A 16,925-nucleotide genomic window follows, 5' to 3' on the forward strand; every position below is an offset into this window, starting at 1 on the left:
GCCGCGCGCTTTCGGAGCCGACCATGCCCATCGATCCCATCAATGGCAGTTCCCACAGCAGCATGCTGGACCTGTGGGCGCAGAAGATCCGCGCCAACAAGGAAGCCAAGGAGATCGCCAGCACGGCCGGCCAGGCCGATCCATCGGCCGGCGTGCGCATCAACGGCGGCAAGCTGGGCAGCGTCGTCCGAAGTCAAGAATCCGCCTCGGCCGAGCCCGAGGACGAATACACGCGTACCCTGAAGCAGCTCTATGCCCAGCTGGCGCGCGTGATGCAGCAATTGAAGGAAGCGCAGAACGCCGATCTGCCCAGCGAGCAGAAGCTGGACCAGATCCAGGCGCTGAACACGCAGGCGGTCAACATCCAGGGCATGATCGCCAAGGTCCAGTCCGAGCAGATGAAGAGCGCCGAACGGCGCGTGCGCGCGGCGCAGGGCTAGTCGGGCGCCGCGCAAACCAGCGGCCTTGGTTAGCGCGACGCCGCGCGTCGCGTTAAGCTCCCGGGATCCTCTTCCCTTACCGCTACGTACCCCGCATGACTGAAATCTGGTTCATCCGCCACGGCGAAACCGACTGGAACCGCCAGCGCCGCCTGCAAGGCTGGCAAGACATTCCGCTGAACGAGGCCGGCCGGCAGCAGGCCGCGCAACTGGCCGCGCGCATGCGCGACGAGGCCGTCCAGACCCGCTTCGACGCCCTCTACAGCAGCGACCTGCAACGCGCCCGCGATACCGCCCAGCCCGTGGCCGAACAGCTGGACCTGCGCATCCGCACCGAGCCCGGCATCCGCGAACGCGGCTTCGGCGTGCTGGAAGGGCTGGACCTGGAACACATCGACACGCTGGCCCCGGCGGCGGCGGCCTCCTGGAAAAGCCGCGATCCGCTGCGCCCGCTGGACGGCGGCGAGACGCTGGGCCAGTTCCAGTCGCGCGTGATTTCCACGGTGGACGACATTGCCGGACGCCACGGCGGCGAGCGCATCATGCTGTTCACGCACGGCGGCGTGCTGGACATCGTCTGGCGCCACGCCAGCGGCGTGCCGCTGAACGCCCCGCGCGACGCGTCGATGCTGAACGTCAGCATCAACCGCGTCGGCGTGAGCGGTCGCGAATGGCAGGTACTGGATTGGGGCGACGTCAGCCACGTGAGCGGCGAGACGCGCAACGACGTGGTGCGCTGACGCCAGGCGGGCGGAATCAGCCCGCCTTGCGCGGCTTGCGCGGCGCGTTGCGCGCCAGCCTGTCATAGACCGCATTGGGCAACAGGCGCATCAGCCGCGCCGCCACGCCCATCTGCCACGGGATCACCCGGTACGACACGCCGCGCTCGATGGCGGCATGGGCGCGCCGGGCGAAATCCCCGGCCTCCATCAGGAATGGCATCGAATAGGGGTTGTGCGCCGTCATCGCGGTCTTGATGTAGCCCGGCGCGATGGTCACGACACGGATCCCGTCTCCCGCCAGTTCCAGCCTCAGGCTTTCGCAATAGGTCGTCACCGCCGACTTGGACGCGCTGTAGGCGCCCGCCCCAGGCAGCCCGCGCACGCCGGCCACGCTGGAAATCCCCACCAGCCGCCCGCCGCCGGCATCGCGCATGGCGCCGACGAAAGGCTCGAAGGTCGCCACGGTGGCCAGCAGGTTGGTGTCGACGATGGCCTTGAACACGTCATAGTCCTCGCCATGCTCGGTCAAGGTGCCCGCGCTGATGCCGGCGCTGGCGATCACCACGTCCACCCGCCCCTGGCAGAAGGCGATGAAATCCGTGGCGGCCGCATGCAGAGCCTGGCGGTCGCGCACGTCCACCGCATAGCAGCGGTGCTGTCCGGGCAGGCTGGCGGCCAGTTCCCGCAAGGCCGCCTCGCGGCGACCCAGCAGGCCCAGGGTCGCGCCGGCCTCGGCGTAGCGCTGCGCCAGCGCGCGGCCCAGGCCGCTGCTGGCGCCAGTGATGAAGACTCGGTTCATGACGGATGGAGAGATCGGAAGGTAGGGGGACCGGCGGACGGCGGGCAGAAAAAAGGCGGCGCCCCGTCACCGGAAAGCACCGCCTTCATGCTACAGCAAACCCGTCCGGAACCTGCCTGGACGGACGCCGCGCGCTGGCCGTCCTACAGGAAGATCCAGGCCAGGATGCCGCCCACCAGCAGCCACTTGGTCAGGTAGTACAGCGGCTGGCTGCGCTTCTTCAGGGCCTTGCCAACACGGCGCACCGCGTACACGGCGCCGAAGATGCGGTTGATGCCGCCGGTCTTGTCGCCTTCCTGGTTGGGCGCGGCCGCCGCGCGCAGCAGGAAGCCGCCCACCACGCGGTTGACGGCCTGGGCCCAGCGGAAGCGCATCGGACGCTCGACGTCGGCGAACAGGATGATCCGGTTCTGATCGGTCTTGTTCTCGGCGTAGTGGATGAAGGTCTCGTCGAAAACCACGGCCTCGCCGTCGCGCCAGTAGTAAGTCTCGCCGTCGACGTTGATGTAGCAGTCGGGGCTGTTGGGCGTGATCAGGCCCATGTGGAAACGCAGCGAGCCCGCGTAGGGATCGCGGTGGCGCGGCAGCCGGCTGCCCGGGGGCAGCGAGGCGAACATGGCGGCCTTGATGTTCGGGATGCCCTTGAGCAGCTCGGTCGTGACCGGGCACAGCGCGCTGGCCGAGGGATGGTCGGCGTCATACCACTTCAGGTAGAAGCGCTTCCAGCCGCTCTTGAAGAACGAATTGAAGCCGGCGTCGTTGTATTTGTCGGACGCCTTGATATGGCCGTCACCGAACAGGCGCACGGCCTCTTCGCGAATCTCGTCGCAACGGTCCAGCAGCACCTTCAGCTCGGGAAAGTCCTTCAGGTCCAGGTACGGCTGGTTCGGCACGCTGGAAAACGCGTACATGAAGCAGTTCAGCGGCGCGGTGAACGTGGAATGATCCAGCGCCTGGCGCGAGAACCTGTGCCTGACCCGGCCACGGAAATGCACGACCGTGGCGCAAACAATGAATAACGCAAGAATGAACCACTTCATCCCTACACCTCCAGAATGACTTCGGGCGTGCCGCGCACGCCCGAGAGCCTTATTTGTCCGCCAGGGACGCGTGAAGTTCCTGCAGCGGATACACCTGCAGGCCCAGGCCTTGACGCAGGTACTGCATGCCCTCAACGGCGGCGCGGGCGCCGGCGATGGTCGTGAAGAACGTCACGCGCGCGGCCAGCGACTGCGTGCGGATGGTGCGCGAGTCGGCGATGGCGTTGCGGCGCTCTTCGACGGTGTTGATGACCAGCGAGATCTCGCCGTTCTTCACCATGTCGACGATGTGCGGACGGCCTTCGGTGACCTTGTTCACCAGCTGCACCGGAATGCCGGCGGCCTCGATCTCGGCGGCCGTGCCGCGCGTGGCGACCAGCTTGAAGCCCAGGGCGTGCAGGCCGCGCGCCACTTCCACGGCGCGGGGCTTGTCCTGGTTCTTCACGCTGATGAACGCCGTGCCGGATTCCGGCAGGCGCACGCCGGCGGCCAGCTGCGACTTGACGAAGGCTTCGCCGAAGCTGTTGCCCACGCCCATGACTTCGCCGGTCGACTTCATTTCCGGTCCCAGGATGGTGTCCACGCCGGGGAACTTGACGAACGGGAACACGGCTTCCTTGACCGAGAAGTACGGCGGCACGACTTCCTTGGTGACGCCCTGGTCGGCCAGCTTGCGGCCGGCCATGGCGCGCGCGGCGATCTTGGCCAGTTGCAGGCCGGTGGCCTTGGACACGTAGGGCACCGTGCGCGAGGCGCGCGGGTTCACTTCCAGCACGTAGACGTCACCGCCCTGGATCGCGAACTGCACGTTCATCAGGCCGTTGACGTTCAGGGCCTTGGCCATCATCGCGGTCTGGCGCTTGATCTCGGCGATCACGTCGGCCGACAGCGAGTACGGCGGCAGGCTGCAGGCGGAGTCGCCCGAGTGCACGCCGGCCTGCTCGATGTGTTCCATGACGCCGCCGATGAAGACGGTTTCACCATCGGACAGGCAGTCCACGTCGACTTCGGTGGCGTTGTTCAGGAAGCGGTCCAGCAGCACCGGCGAATCGTTGCTGACCTTGACCGCTTCGCGCATGTAGCGCTCCAGGTCTTGCTGCTCGTGCACGATTTCCATCGCGCGGCCGCCCAGCACGTAGCTCGGGCGCACCACCAGCGGGTAGCCGATCTCGGCGGCGTGGGCCAGCGCTTCGTTCTCGGTGCGGGCCGTGCGGTTGGGCGGCTGGCGCAGGCCGAGCTTGTGCAGCAGCTTCTGGAAGCGCTCGCGATCCTCGGCCACGTCGATGGACTCGGGGCTGGTGCCGATGATGGGCACGCCGTTGGCTTCCAGCGCGCGCGCCAGCTTCAGCGGGGTCTGGCCGCCATACTGGACGATCATGCCGACCGGGTTTTCCTTGTGCACGATCTCCAGCACGTCTTCCAGCGTCAGCGGCTCGAAGTACAGGCGGTCGGAGGTGTCGTAGTCGGTGGACACGGTTTCCGGGTTGCAGTTGACCATGATGGTCTCGAACCCGTCGTCGCGCAGCGCCAGCGCGGCGTGCACGCAGCAGTAGTCGAATTCGATGCCCTGGCCGATGCGGTTCGGACCGCCGCCCAGCACCACGATCTTCTTGCGGTCGGTGGGCGCGGCTTCGCACTCTTCCTCGTAGGTCGAGTACATATAGGCCGTGCGGGTGGCGAATTCGGCGGCGCAGGTGTCCACGCGCTTGTACACGGGACGCACGTTGAGCTGGTGACGCAGCTTGCGCACCTCGGACTCGGACGAATCCAGCAGGAAGGCCAGGCGGCGGTCGGAGAAGCCGCGACGCTTCAGTTCCCACAGGGTGGCGTAGTCCAGGTCGGACAGCGTCTTCTGTTCGAGCGCCAGCTCGATGTCGACGATTTCCTTGATCTGCGACAGGAACCACGGGTCGATGTGCGTGATGTTGTGCACTTCGTCCAGCGTGAAGCCCTGCGCGAAGGCGTCGCCCACGTACCAGATGCGCTCGGGGCCGGGCTCGCCCAGCTCGACCTGCAGCTTCTCGCGGTCGGTGGTCTTCTGGTTCAGGCCGTCCACGCCGACTTCCAGCCCGCGCAGCGCCTTCTGGAACGATTCCTGGAAGGTGCGGCCGATGGCCATGACTTCGCCGACCGACTTCATCTGGGTGGTCAGGCGCGCGTCGGCGGTGGGGAATTTCTCGAACGCGAAACGCGGCACCTTGGTGACCACGTAGTCGATCGAGGGCTCGAACGAGGCGGGCGTGGCGCCGCCGGTGATTTCGTTCTTCAGCTCATCGAGCGTGTAGCCCACGGCCAGGCGCGCGGCGACCTTGGCGATGGGGAAGCCGGTGGCCTTGGAGGCCAGCGCCGACGAACGCGACACGCGCGGGTTCATCTCGATGACGATCATGCGGCCGTTCTTCGGGTTGACCGCGAACTGCACGTTCGAGCCGCCCGTGTCCACGCCGATCTCGCGCAGCACGGCGATCGACGCGTTGCGCATGATCTGGTATTCCTTGTCCGTCAGCGTCTGCGCCGGCGCCACCGTGATGGAGTCGCCGGTGTGCACGCCCATCGGATCCAGGTTCTCGATGGAGCAGACGATGATGCAGTTGTCCGCCTTGTCGCGGACCACTTCCATCTCGAATTCCTTCCAGCCCAGCAGCGATTCCTCGATCAGCAGCTCGCTGGTGGGCGAGGCTTCCAGGCCGCGGCGGCAGATGGTTTCGAATTCCTCGGCGTTATAGGCGATGCCGCCGCCCGAGCCGCCCATGGTGAAGCTGGGGCGGATCACGGCGGGGAAGCCCGAGGTGCCGACGTCCGCGGCGATGCGGCGCTGCACTTCCCAGGCCTCGTCCATGCTGTGGGCGACGCCCGACTTGGCCGATTCCAGGCCGATGTCGGTCATGGCCTGCTTGAACTTCTGGCGGTCCTCGGCCTTCTCGATGGCGTGCTCGTTGGCGCCGATCAGCTCGACGTTGTGCTTCTTCAGCACGCCGTGGTGGGCCAGGTCCAGCGCGCAGTTCAGCGCGGTCTGGCCGCCCATGGTGGGCAGCAGCGCATCGGGCTTCTCGCGCTCGATGATCTTCTCGACCGCTTGCCAGGTGATGGGCTCGATGTAGGTGACGTCGGCCGTTTCCGGGTCCGTCATGATGGTGGCCGGGTTGCTGTTCACCAGGATGGTGCGGTAGCCCTCGGCCTTGAGCGCCTTGCACGCCTGGGCGCCCGAATAGTCGAACTCGCAGGCCTGCCCGATGATGATGGGGCCGGCGCCGATGATGAGGATGCTTTTTATGTCTGTACGCTTGGGCATGATGCGATCTTTACTTTTGGCCGGCCATCAGGCTGATGAACTTGTCGAACAGCACGACGATGTCGTGCGGGCCGGGGCTGGCCTCGGGGTGGCCCTGGAAGCAGAAGGCCGGACGGTCGGTGAGCTCGAAGCCCTGCAGCGTGCCGTCGAACAGCGAGACGTGCGTGGTGCGCGCATTGGCGGGCAGGCTGGCCGCGTCCACCGCGAAACCGTGGTTCTGGCTGGTGATGAACACGCGCTTGGACGCCAGGTCCTGCACCGGATGGTTGGCGCCGTGGTGGCCGGTCTTCATCTTGACGGTCTTGCCGCCCACCGCCAGGCCCATGATCTGGTGACCCAGGCAGATGCCGAACACCGGCAGCTTCTGGTCCAGGAACTTGCGGGTGGCCTCGATGGCGTAGTCGCAGGGCTCGGGGTCGCCAGGGCCGTTGGACAGGAACACGCCGTCGGGATTGAGCTTGAGGACTTCGTCGGCCGTGGTCTGGGCCGGCACCAGCGTGATGCGGCAGCCGCGATCGGCCAGCAGGCGCAGGATGTTGCTCTTGACGCCGAAGTCGTAGGCCACGACGTGGAAGCGCGACTGGTCGGGCGCGGTGTAGCCTTCGCCCAGTTCCCAGGTGCCCTGGGTCCAGTCGGCGCGGTCCTTGATGGACACGACGCGGGCCAGGTCCTGGCCGGCCATGCCGGGGAAGCCGCGCGCCAGCTCGACGGCGCGCTCGGCGTCGGCGCCGACGAAGATGCAGGCGCCCTGGGCGCCCTTCTCGCGCAGGATGCGCGTAAGCTTGCGGGTGTCGATGCCGGAAATGGCGACGATGCCCTGCTCGGCAAGGTACTCGGGCAGCGATTGCGTGGAACGGAAGTTCGACACGCGGGCCGGACAGTCGCGGACCACCAGGCCGGAGGCGTAGACGCGGTTCGCCTCGACGTCCTCGGCGTTGACGCCGGTGTTGCCGATATGCGGATAGGTCAGCGTGACGATCTGGCCGCTATAGCTGGGATCGGTGAGAATTTCCTGGTACCCGGTCATGGCGGTGTTGAACACCACCTCGGCGACCGTATGGCCAGGCGCACCGATCGATACGCCTCGAAAAATGGTACCGTCCGCCAGAGCCAGAATTGCAGGAGGGAAGCGGTTGAGCCCCTCGGGAAAGAGTTGCGGCAGCACAGTAAACCCCGGTTTCAGAATCTATAATTAAACCTTCGGATTATACCTTGAGCGGCCCTAATCCCCGGGAAACCGCGCCAAATAAGGCCGAAACGGGTGATTCCGACCCGCCGGCGGCCAATCGCCGCCCTGCCGCGCGCCAGCCCGGACCATCACGACGGTGATACGCTAGGGTCTGTTCCAGGTCGCCGCGCCCGGCAAGGGCAGCCGGCGGCCGCAATCCCCTAGCAGCGAGCCGCACCGCCCATGTCCAGCCAACTCGACGCATTGCGCCTTCACACCACCGTGGTCGCCGACACCGGGGACTTCGAAGCCATGAAGGCCTTGCGCCCCACCGACGCCACCACCAACCCGTCCCTGATACTCAAGGCCGTGCAGCAGGACGCCTATCGCCCCCTGCTGGAACGAACCGCGCGCGACCATCGCGGCGCCTCGACCGCCGAGCTGATGGACCGGCTGCTGGTGGCCTTCGGCCAGGCCATCCTGAACATCGTGCCGGGCCGCGTGTCGACCGAGGTCGACGCGCGCCTGTCCTTCGACACCCGCGCCACCGTCGAGCGCGCGCGCAGCCTGATCGCGCTGTATGAAGCGGCCGGCATCGCGCGCGAGCGCGTGCTGATCAAGATCGCCTCCACCTGGGAAGGCATCCAGGCGGCCCGCGCGCTGCAGGCCGAAGGCATCCACTGCAACCTGACGCTGCTGTTCTCGCTGCCGCAGGCGGTCGCCTGCGCCGACGCCGGCGTGCAGTTGATCTCGCCCTTCGTGGGCCGCATCTACGACTGGCACAAAAAGGCCGCCGGCGCCGGCTGGGACGAGGCCGCCAACGCCGGCCCGAACGATCCCGGCGTGCTGTCGGTGACCCGCATCTACCGCTACTACAAGCAGTTCGGCATCGCCACCGAGATCATGGGCGCCAGCTTCCGCAATGTGGGCCAGATCCTGGCGCTGTCGGGCTGCGACCTGCTCACCATCAGCCCCGAGCTGCTGAACAAGCTGGCGGCCACCGAAGGCGACGCACCGGCGCAGCTGCGCGCCGGCGATGGCGCCAACGGCATCGCCCGCATCGCCTCGGACGAGATCAGCTTCCGCGGCCTGCTCAACGAGGACGCCATGGCCACGGAAAAACTGTCCGAAGGCATCCGGCTGTTCGTCGCGGACGCGGTCAAGCTGGACGCGCTGATCGAAGCGCAGCGCGGCTAGGCGCCCGCGCGCAAGGGAAAGGCCGGGCGCCAGGCCCGGCCTTTTTTTCGTCCTGCCCGCGGCCGCGCCCGCTATCAGCGGTGATCGTGCGTATGGACCTGCATGGCCTCCAGGAAGCGCGACACCATGTTGTAGGCAGCCACCGTGGCCGTCAGCTCGACCAGCAGCTTGTCGCTGCCCATGGCCTGGCGCGCGGCCTGGAACACGGCGTCGGGCACCTGCACCTGGCGCGTCATGGCGTCGGTATAGGCCAGCACGGCGCGCTCGCGCGCGTCGAACAGCGTCGAGTCCTGCCAGCCGTCCAGCGCGTCCAGCTGCGCCTGCGTCACGCCTTCCTTCAGCGCGATCGGCGCATGCTGGTCGGCTTCGTAGGGCGCGCCGTTCAGCACCGCCACGCGCATGATGACCAGCTCGCGCAGGTCGCCCGGCAAGGTGCTGAGCTGGCGGATCGAGGTCAGGTAGTTGAGCCAGCCGCCGGCCACCGCCGGGCTGTGCAGCAGCATCTGGTACAGATGCAGCACGCTGCCGCGCTCGGCCACGATGCGCTCGACCAGCGGTTGGGTCTCGGGATGGGACAGGTCTGCGTAGGGTATGCGCGCCATGGTCTGGCTCCGTTCAGATCTTTTCGGTTTCGCCCGATTTGGGCTGCCACTTCATCAGGCGCTTCTCGCCCAGGCCGACGATGTAGTCCAGCGCCAGCGCGAACGCCGTCAGCACCACGATGCCCGCGAACACGGTGTTCACGTCGAAAGTGCCTTCGGCCTGCAGGATCAGGTAGCCCACGCCGCTGGCCGAACCCAGGTACTCGCCCACCACCGCGCCCACGAAGGCCAGGCCGACGGAGGTGTGCAGGCTGGAGAACACCCAGCTGGTGGCGGACGGCAGGTACACGTGGCGCAGCAACTGGCGGCGGCGCGCACCCAGCATGCGCGCGTTGTCCAGCAGTGTCGGGCTGACCTCGCGCACGCCCTGGTAGACATTGAAGAACACGATGAAGAACACCAGGGTCACGGCCAGCGCCACCTTGGACCAGATGCCCAGGCCGAACCACATGCCGAAGATGGGCGCCAGGATCACGCGCGGCATCGAGTTGGCCGCCTTGATGTACGGATCCAGGATCGCGCTGGCCAGCGGCGACAACCCCAGCCACAGCCCCGCCCCCAGTCCGGCCGCCGTGCCGATGAAGAACGCCAGCACGGTCTCGGTCAGCGTCACCCACAGGTGCGTGTAGATGTCGGCGTTGCTGACGAACCAGGCCCAGATGCGGCCCCACACTTTCAGCGGCTCGCCGAAGAAGAACGCCACCTTGGGATCGCGCGAGGCCAGGTGCCAGATGCCCAGGATCACGACCAGCAGCAGCAACTGCCAGAAGCGCAGGCTGGCCGAACCCGGTTTGATCAGAGACTTCGACATGTCAATCTTCCGTTCTGCAATTGCGCCCCCTTTTGCCACAGACACGCCTCACAACCAGAGTAACGGCCGCCATCAAAGCCAGGCTGCCGTCAAAGCGGAGCCGGCTTTGCCGGGCCGCCCGCGGCGCCCCCTGGGGGGAGGCGCCGCAGGCGCGCTTCGAGGGGGGTCATTTCCTTTGCTGGGCATAGCCTTTCAGGACCTCTTCGCGCAACACGCCCCAGATCGCGGCGTGCAGTTCGACGAAACGCGGATGCGTGCGCACCTCGGCCACGTCGCGCGGACGCGGCAGGTCGATGACGAACTCGCCGATCGGATGCGTGCCGGGCCCGGCCGACAGCACCACCACGCGGTCGCTCATGGCGATGGCCTCGTCCAGGTCATGGGTGATGAAGAGCACGGCCTTGCGCTTGGCCATCCACAGGTCCAGCACCTCGTTTTCCATCAGCTGGCGCGTCTGGATGTCCAGCGCCGAGAACGGCTCGTCCATCAGGATGATGTCGGGATCGCGGATCAGCGTCTGCGCCAGCATCACGCGCTTGCGCATGCCGCCGGACATCTGGTGCGGGTAGCGGTCCTCGAAACCGCCCAGGCCGACGCGGCGCATCCATTCGCGACCGCGCGCCTCGCCTTCCTGGCGCGGCACGCCGGCGAAATCCAGGCCGGCCATCACGTTGTCCAGCGCGCTGCGCCACGGCAGCAGCGCCTCGCCCTGGAACATGTAGCCGGCGCGGGCATTGATGCCTGACAGCGGCTTGCCGAAGACCTTGACTTGCCCGGACGACGGCGCCAGCAGGCCGGCGCCAACGTTCAGCAAGGTGGACTTGCCGCAGCCGGTGGGGCCGACCACGGACACGAACTCCCCTGGCGCGATGGCCAGGGAGGTGTCGCTGACCGCGGTGTAGCGTTGCGAGCGGTCGTCGCGGGAAACAAAGGTGCAGCTGATGTTTTCCAGCGCGAGCGCGGCTTCAGCCATTGGGGTACTTCTCGTTGGCGCGGCGCGCGAAATCGTTGGTCCAGACCTTCGAGGCGTCGATCTTGGCGGCGTCGAAATCGGCCTGGTAGGCGGCCAGCGCCTTGAGCGCGGTGGCCGCTCCGTCTTCCGGGATCAGCCCGTCGGGCGACAGGCCTTCCAGGCTCTTGGAGATGGCGGTCTTGTACACGGCCGGGTCGCCCAGCAGATAGCTTTCGGGCACGACCTTGGCGATCTCATCGGGGCCGGCCTTCTGGATCCACTTGTCTGCGCGCACCAGCGCGTTGGCCAATGCCTGGGTGGTGTTGGGATTGGCGTCGATGAAGGCCTGCGGCGCGTACAGGCAACCGGCCGGCATGTTGCCGCCGAAGATCGCCTGCGTGTCCTTGAGCGTGCGCGTGTCGACGATGATCTGGATCTCGCCCGGCATCTCCAGCATGGACACGACCGGGTCGGTATTCGAGATGGCGTCGATCTGGCCGCTGCGCAGCGCGGTCACCGCGCCCGCGCCGGCGCCCACGCCGATGATGGACACGTCGGATGCCTTCAGGCCGTGCTTGGCCAGGAAGAAGTTGACCACCATGTTGGTGGACGAGCCCGGCGCTGTCACGCCGATCTTCTTGCCCTTGAGGTCCGCCGGGCCCTTGTAGCCGGGCATGGCCTTCTTCGACACGCCCACGCCGATCATGGGCGCGCGGCCCTGCAGCGCGAAAGCGCGGTAGAACTGGCCCTTGGACTGCATGGCCAGCGTGTGCTCGAAGGCGCCCGACACCACGTCGGCGCTGCCGCCCACCACGGCCTGCAGGGCCTTGGAGCCGCCGGCGAAGTCGGCGATGCTCACGTCCAGCCCTTCGTCCTTGAAATAGCCCCGCGCTTCGGCGATGGATAGCGGCAGGTAGTAGATCAGCGGCTTGCCGCCGACGGCGATCTGAACCTTGGTCTTTTCCAGCTTCTGTGCGCGCACGATGGCGGGGGCCATGCCCATGACGCCGGCGGCGCCGGCCATCTTGAGCAGATCACGACGAGTGACTGTCATTGCTTGTCTCCTGGTTCTCGGGCCTACCGATGGCGCCGGTCTTCGCCAGCTCGTCGATAGCCGCTGAATCATACCCCAGCGATTTCAGGACTTCCTCGGTATGTTCCCCTAATTCCGGCCCGATCCAGCGCGTGCCGCCAGGGGTTTCGGACAGCTTCGGCACCACCGCCGGCAGCTTCACCGGCGAGCCGTCGGCGAAGCAGTGCTGCTCGATCATGCCGCGCGCCAGGAACTGCGGATCGGCGAACATGTCGGCCACGCTGTAGATCTTGCCCACGGGCACGTCGGCCCGTTTGAGCGTGCCCAGCGCCTCGTCGATGTCGCGTCCGCCGCACCATTGCTGGATGGCGCCGTCGATCTCCTCGACGCGGCGGGCGCGGCCGTCGTTGCGCGCCAGGTCGGGATCGGCGGCCAGGTCCTCGCGGCCGATGGCCTGCATCAGGCGGCGGAAGATGGCGTCGCCGTTGCCGGCGATGACCACGTTCTGGCCGTCGCGGGTGGTGTAGGTGTTGGAGGGCACGATGCCCGGCAGCGCGCCGCCGGTGCGCTCGCGCACCACGCCGGCCACGTCGTACTCGGGCACCAGGCTCTCCATCATGTTGAACACGGCCTCGTACAGCGCCACGTCCACCATCTGGCCCTGCCCCGCCCGGCAGGCCTCGCCGGCCTGGCCGTTCCAGCGGCCGCCGGTGGCGTCGCGGTGGCGCAGCGCCATCATCGCGCCGATCACGCCATGCAGCGCGGCGATCGAATCGCCTATGGAAATGCCGACCCGCAAGGGCGGACGGTCCGGATGGCCCGACACGTAGCGCAGGCCGCCCATGGATTCGCCGATGGCGCCGAAACCCGGCTGGTCCTTCATCGGCCCGGTCTGCCCGTAGCCGGACAGGCGCACCATGATGGTCGCGGGATTCAGCGCGCGCAGCTGCTCGTAGCCCAGGCCCCACTTCTCCAGCACGCCGGGGCGGTAGTTCTCGACCACCACGTCGGCCTCCAGCGCCAGCTGGCGCGCGATGTCGCGGGCGCGCGGATCCTTGAGGTTGAGCGCGATGGAGCGCTTGTTGCGCGCCTGCACCGACCACCACAGCGAGTTGCCCTGGTGCAGATGACGCCAGCTGCGTATGGGATCGCCGCCCCCCGAGCCGTCCGGGCCGTGCGGAGTTTCCACCTTGATGACGTCGGCGCCGAATTCACCGAAGATGCGCGCCGCGAATGGACCCGCGATGAGCGTGCCCAACTCCAGGACTTTCAGCCCTGTCAAAGCCGACATGGTTTGTCTTCCTCTGGTGGATGACGCCAGCCACGGTACATTGCCGCGGCCGTGCGCCGCGTCGCCTGGGCGACGCGATAGGTCTAGGTGCTCTTGCGCTCCATCAGTGCCCAGGCGATGGTGCCGGCGTCCACGTATTCAAGCTCGCTGCCCGCCGGCACGCCGCGCGCCAGCCGCGTGACCTTCAGCCCGCGCTCGGACAGGGCCTCGCCCAGGAAGTGGGCGGTGGTCTCGCCCTCGGCGGTGAAGTTGGTGGCCAGGATGACTTCCTGCACCACGCCGTCGGTGGCGCGATGGATGACGCGGTCGAAATCCAGCTCGCGCGGGCCGATGCCCTCCAGCGGCGCGACCCGGCCCATCAGCACGTAGTACAGGCCACGGTAGCCGTGGCTGGACTCGATCATGTTCTGGTCCGCTGGCGTCTCGACGATGCACAGCAACGAGGGATCGCGCTTGGGATTGGCGCAGGTGGAGCAGATCTCGTCTTCGGTGAAGCTGTTGCAACGCGCGCAGTGACGCAGGTTCTGCACCGCGCCGGCCAGCGCCCGGCCCAGCATGTCCGCACCCTGCAGATCGTGCTGCATCAGGTGGTAGGCCATGCGCCGGGCCGAACGCACGCCCACGCCGGGCAGGCGCCGCAGGGCCTCGATCAACGAGACCAGTGGTTCGGGTTCAGGCAGTTGGGGATCCATGACGCGGCGGCCTCAACCAGGCTAGTCAGTTGTCCGTGGCGCGGGCGCGCGACATCAGAAGGGGAACTTCATGCCCGGGGGCATGGGCATGCCGGCGGTCACCGACGCCATCTTTTCCTGCGAGGTCGCCTCGGCCTTGCGCAGCGCGTCGTTGAACGCCGCGGCCACCAGGTCTTCCAGCATGTCCTTGTCGTCGCCCAGCAGCGACGGGTCGATGGCGACGCGCTTGACGTCGTGGCGGCAGGTCATGGTGACCTTGACCAGGCCGCCGCCCGAGGCGCCCTCGACCTGGATCTCGGCCAGCGCGTCCTGCGCCTTCTTCATGTTTTCCTGCATCTGCTGCGCCTGGCGCATCAGGCCGGCCAGTTGTCCTTTCATCATGGCGATGTTCCTTGAACTAAGGGGTGTGATCGGGAATGTGCCGCCGCGCTAGCGGGCGGCGGGGGCGTCCACGTGGCGAACCGAACCGGCCACCACCTGGCCGCCGAAATCGGATACCAGGGCCTGCACGAAGGGATCGACGGCGACCGCGTCCTCGGCGGCCTGCTGGCGCGCGGCGCGCTCGGCCTGGGCCACGGCATGCGCGGTGGCGTCACCGACCGCGCCCACGTCCACGTCCAGCCGGATGCCCTGGCCGAAGTGTTCGCACAGCACGGTCTGCAGGCGCACGCGGCTTTCGCTTTCGGCCAGTGTCTTCACGGCCACGCGCAACACGATGGCATCGCCGTGCACGCCTGCCCATTCGCTCTGGCGCGCCAGCTCGGCCGCCAGGCCGGTGACCGGCAGGCGCGCGGCCAGCTCGGGCCAGGAAGCCTGCGTCATGTCGGCGATGCGGGCGCGGGACTGGCGCTTGCGCGCGGGCGGCGCTTCGCGGCGGACCGGCGCGGCGGCGGCCGGCGCGGCCGACGAGGGCGCGCTGGCCAGCGTTTCGAATTCATCATCCGGATCGGACGTGAAGCCGCTTTCCGGCACGAAGCCGCCTTCGGCTTCGTAGGGAATTTCCTCGTCGACCCATGACGGCGGACCGTCGGGTTCATCCTGCGCCGGCGCGGGCGCCGTAACGGCGGAGACCGCCGGCGTCACGGCCAGCGCGGCGGCGCCGGGCCTGGCTTGTACGGCGGCAGGCGCGGCATCGGGCAACTCTTCCCAAGGCGGCACGCCTTCCGGCGCGGACTCGGGCGCGGCGGAAGGCTCGGCCGGCGCGACCTGAACCACGGACGCCACGCTCGCGGGTTCCTCCGTGGCTGGCGCGGCAGGCATGCCGGATTGCGGGGCAACAGCCTGGGTCGCGGCCGCTTGCGGCGCGACGGCCTGCGTCGGCTGCGCAGGCGCAACGGATTCGGGCGCGGCGACAGGAGCCGGGGCCGGCGCAGCCGGCGCTTCGACCTGTGCCGCTTGCGGGCGCGGCGCAGCCACAGGCGCCGGCGTAGAGACCGGCGCGGCGACAGCGACGGCGGGTTCGGCCGTCTGGCGCGCCGGCGCGGCCGGCGCTTCCAGCGCGGTCTGCGGGCCGGCCTCGCCGTTCAGCGCCAGCATGCGCAGGCAGGCCATGATGAAGCCGGCGTATTCGTCGGGCGCCAGCGTCAGCTCGCCGCGGCTGTGCACGGCGACGGAATAAAACAGCTGGACGGCTTCCGGATGCAGGGCCTGCGCCAGCCGCGAGATATCGGCGGCCAGCGGGTCTTCCGCCGGCGTGACGCCGGTCACGCGCTGCTCGATCGCCACGCGCGAGAGCAGCACCGCCAGGTCCGCCAGCGCGCCGGCATAGGACAGGCCACGGATGGCCAGTTCATCGGCCACGGCCAGCACGCCCTTGGCGTCGCCCGTGGCCAGCGCGTCCAGTAACCGCACCAGATGACGCTGGTCGATCGTGCCCAGCATGCCGCGCACGGCTTCTTCGGTCAGGTTGCCGGCGCTGTAGGCGATGGCCTGGTCGGTCAGCGACAGGGCATCGCGCATGGAGCCGGAGGCCGCCTGGCCTATCAGGCGCAGCGCGGGAATCTCGAAGCCGACCTGTTCCTGGCCCAGCACGGCCTGCAGATGGCCAACGATGGAGTCGGCCGGCATCTGCTTCAGGTTGAACTGCAGGCAGCGCGACAGCACGGTCACCGGGATCTTCTGCGGATCGGTGGTCGCGAGGATGAATTTGACGTGCGGCGGCGGCTCTTCCAGCGTCTTGAGCATGGCGTTGAACGCATGCCCGGTCAGCATGTGGACTTCGTCGATCATGTAGACCTTGAAGCGGCCCGCGCCCGGCGCGTAGACGGCCTGCTCGAGCAGCTGGGTCATTTCCTCGACGCCGCGGTTCGAGGCCGCGTCCAGTTCGAGGTAGTCGACGAAACGGCCGGAATCGATCTCGGTGCAGGCGCGACAGACGCCGCAGGGCTTGGAGGTGATGCCGGTTTCGCAGTTGAGCGATTTGGCCAGGATGCGCGACAGCGTGGTCTTGCCCACGCCGCGGGTGCCGGTGAACAGCCAGGCGTGATGCAGTCGCTGGGTGTCCAGCGCGTGCGTGAGCGCGCGCACCACGTGATCCTGTCCCACGAGGGTATCGAACGATCGCGGCCGCCACTTGCGGGCCAGTACCAGATAAGTCATGGCTGGATTGTAGAGCCTTTGCAAGAGCCGTTGCCTACCCCCGCGAAATGCAAAGGGGACGGAATCATCTTCCGGGGAATCCCCCGTGGAAAATAACCCCGTCCCCTTTGCGAAAACCGGTTGGCGAGCCTGACTCCGGCACTGACCCTAAACGACTATGGCTGCTTCGTTCCCGACCTGACCAGGTTCACCGTCGAACCATGCGGAGGGGCCCGCCAGCACGAATTCTAGCAGAGCTGCGCTCTGCCTGCGAATTCGTGCTGGCTGGCCCCCGAGGGGGCCTGGATG

General features: G+C 67.7%; 15 protein-coding genes and 1 other RNA gene. 3 read left to right on the forward strand and 13 right to left on the reverse strand.

Annotated elements, in window-relative coordinates; genetic code table 11:
* Positions 1 to 23 precede the first annotated feature (23 nt).
* Positions 24 to 440: a FlxA-like family protein gene (locus tag AC6LJ9_RS13235; RefSeq protein WP_498147904.1), complete on the forward strand. Its 417-nt coding sequence runs from the start codon at positions 24 to 26 to the stop codon at positions 438 to 440.
* A gap of 95 nt (positions 441 to 535) precedes the next feature.
* Complete coding sequence (locus AC6LJ9_RS13240) at positions 536 to 1,180, forward strand: histidine phosphatase family protein (RefSeq protein WP_103275743.1); 645 nt, start codon at positions 536 to 538, stop codon at positions 1,178 to 1,180.
* A 16-nt stretch (positions 1,181 to 1,196) separates the two neighbouring features.
* Here AC6LJ9_RS13240 and AC6LJ9_RS13245 read toward each other — a convergent pair whose 3' ends face one another.
* The 4 genes from AC6LJ9_RS13245 to carA form a co-directional block, all read right to left on the reverse strand.
* Entirely contained in the window at positions 1,197 to 1,961 is a 765-nt protein-coding gene (locus AC6LJ9_RS13245) for an SDR family oxidoreductase (RefSeq protein ID WP_498147905.1), read from the reverse strand.
* A 143-nt stretch (positions 1,962 to 2,104) separates the two neighbouring features.
* Positions 2,105 to 3,001: a lipid A hydroxylase LpxO gene (lpxO, locus tag AC6LJ9_RS13250; protein WP_498147906.1), complete on the reverse strand. Its 897-nt coding sequence runs from the start codon at positions 2,999 to 3,001 to the stop codon at positions 2,105 to 2,107.
* A gap of 49 nt (positions 3,002 to 3,050) precedes the next feature.
* Complete coding sequence (carB, locus tag AC6LJ9_RS13255; RefSeq protein WP_498147907.1) at positions 3,051 to 6,293, reverse strand: carbamoyl-phosphate synthase large subunit; 3,243 nt, start codon at positions 6,291 to 6,293, stop codon at positions 3,051 to 3,053.
* A gap of 10 nt (positions 6,294 to 6,303) precedes the next feature.
* Positions 6,304 to 7,458, reverse strand: coding sequence for a glutamine-hydrolyzing carbamoyl-phosphate synthase small subunit (carA, locus tag AC6LJ9_RS13260; RefSeq protein WP_199770908.1), 1,155 nt, complete (start codon positions 7,456 to 7,458; stop codon positions 6,304 to 6,306).
* A gap of 246 nt (positions 7,459 to 7,704) precedes the next feature.
* Between carA and tal the strand changes: the two genes are divergently transcribed.
* Positions 7,705 to 8,658, forward strand: coding sequence for a transaldolase (tal, locus tag AC6LJ9_RS13265; protein ID WP_498147908.1), 954 nt, complete (start codon positions 7,705 to 7,707; stop codon positions 8,656 to 8,658).
* Between the two features lie 74 nt (positions 8,659 to 8,732).
* On the opposite strand, the gene AC6LJ9_RS13270 is transcribed toward tal, so the two are convergent.
* The 9 genes from AC6LJ9_RS13270 to ffs form a co-directional block, all read right to left on the reverse strand.
* Positions 8,733 to 9,260, reverse strand: coding sequence for a carboxymuconolactone decarboxylase family protein (locus AC6LJ9_RS13270; RefSeq protein WP_498147909.1), 528 nt, complete (start codon positions 9,258 to 9,260; stop codon positions 8,733 to 8,735).
* 13 nt (positions 9,261 to 9,273) lie between these two features.
* Positions 9,274 to 10,071: an ABC transporter permease gene (locus tag AC6LJ9_RS13275; protein ID WP_498147910.1), complete on the reverse strand. Its 798-nt coding sequence runs from the start codon at positions 10,069 to 10,071 to the stop codon at positions 9,274 to 9,276.
* A gap of 166 nt (positions 10,072 to 10,237) precedes the next feature.
* Positions 10,238 to 11,044: an ABC transporter ATP-binding protein gene (locus tag AC6LJ9_RS13280; RefSeq protein WP_498147911.1), complete on the reverse strand. Its 807-nt coding sequence runs from the start codon at positions 11,042 to 11,044 to the stop codon at positions 10,238 to 10,240.
* On the reverse strand, positions 11,037 to 12,077 hold the full coding sequence (locus AC6LJ9_RS13285; protein WP_212314121.1) for an ABC transporter substrate-binding protein: 1,041 nt from the start codon (positions 12,075 to 12,077) through the stop codon (positions 11,037 to 11,039). Before AC6LJ9_RS13285 ends, AC6LJ9_RS13280 begins: the two co-directional genes overlap by 8 nt.
* Entirely contained in the window at positions 12,058 to 13,347 is a 1,290-nt protein-coding gene (locus AC6LJ9_RS13290; protein ID WP_498147912.1) for a CaiB/BaiF CoA transferase family protein, read from the reverse strand. The genes AC6LJ9_RS13285 and AC6LJ9_RS13290 overlap by 20 nt, the downstream gene beginning before the upstream one ends.
* 83 nt (positions 13,348 to 13,430) lie before the next feature.
* Positions 13,431 to 14,039 (reverse strand): recombination mediator RecR, encoded by a 609-nt coding sequence (gene recR / locus AC6LJ9_RS13295; RefSeq protein WP_498147913.1) that lies wholly within the window; start codon positions 14,037 to 14,039, stop codon positions 13,431 to 13,433.
* A 54-nt stretch (positions 14,040 to 14,093) separates the two neighbouring features.
* Positions 14,094 to 14,420: a YbaB/EbfC family nucleoid-associated protein gene (locus tag AC6LJ9_RS13300; protein WP_103275754.1), complete on the reverse strand. Its 327-nt coding sequence runs from the start codon at positions 14,418 to 14,420 to the stop codon at positions 14,094 to 14,096.
* Between the two features lie 48 nt (positions 14,421 to 14,468).
* The gene (locus tag AC6LJ9_RS13305) at positions 14,469 to 16,637 is read right to left on the reverse strand and encodes a DNA polymerase III subunit gamma/tau (RefSeq protein ID WP_498147914.1); all 2,169 of its coding nucleotides are present in this window, start codon (positions 16,635 to 16,637) and stop codon (positions 14,469 to 14,471) included.
* Positions 16,638 to 16,756: 119 nt separating this feature from the next.
* Positions 16,757 to 16,854: signal recognition particle sRNA small type (ffs, locus tag AC6LJ9_RS13310), an RNA gene on the reverse strand.
* Between the last annotated feature and the right edge of the window lie 71 nt (positions 16,855 to 16,925).

This window comes from Achromobacter sp. 1011811831, from assembly GCF_059760905.1.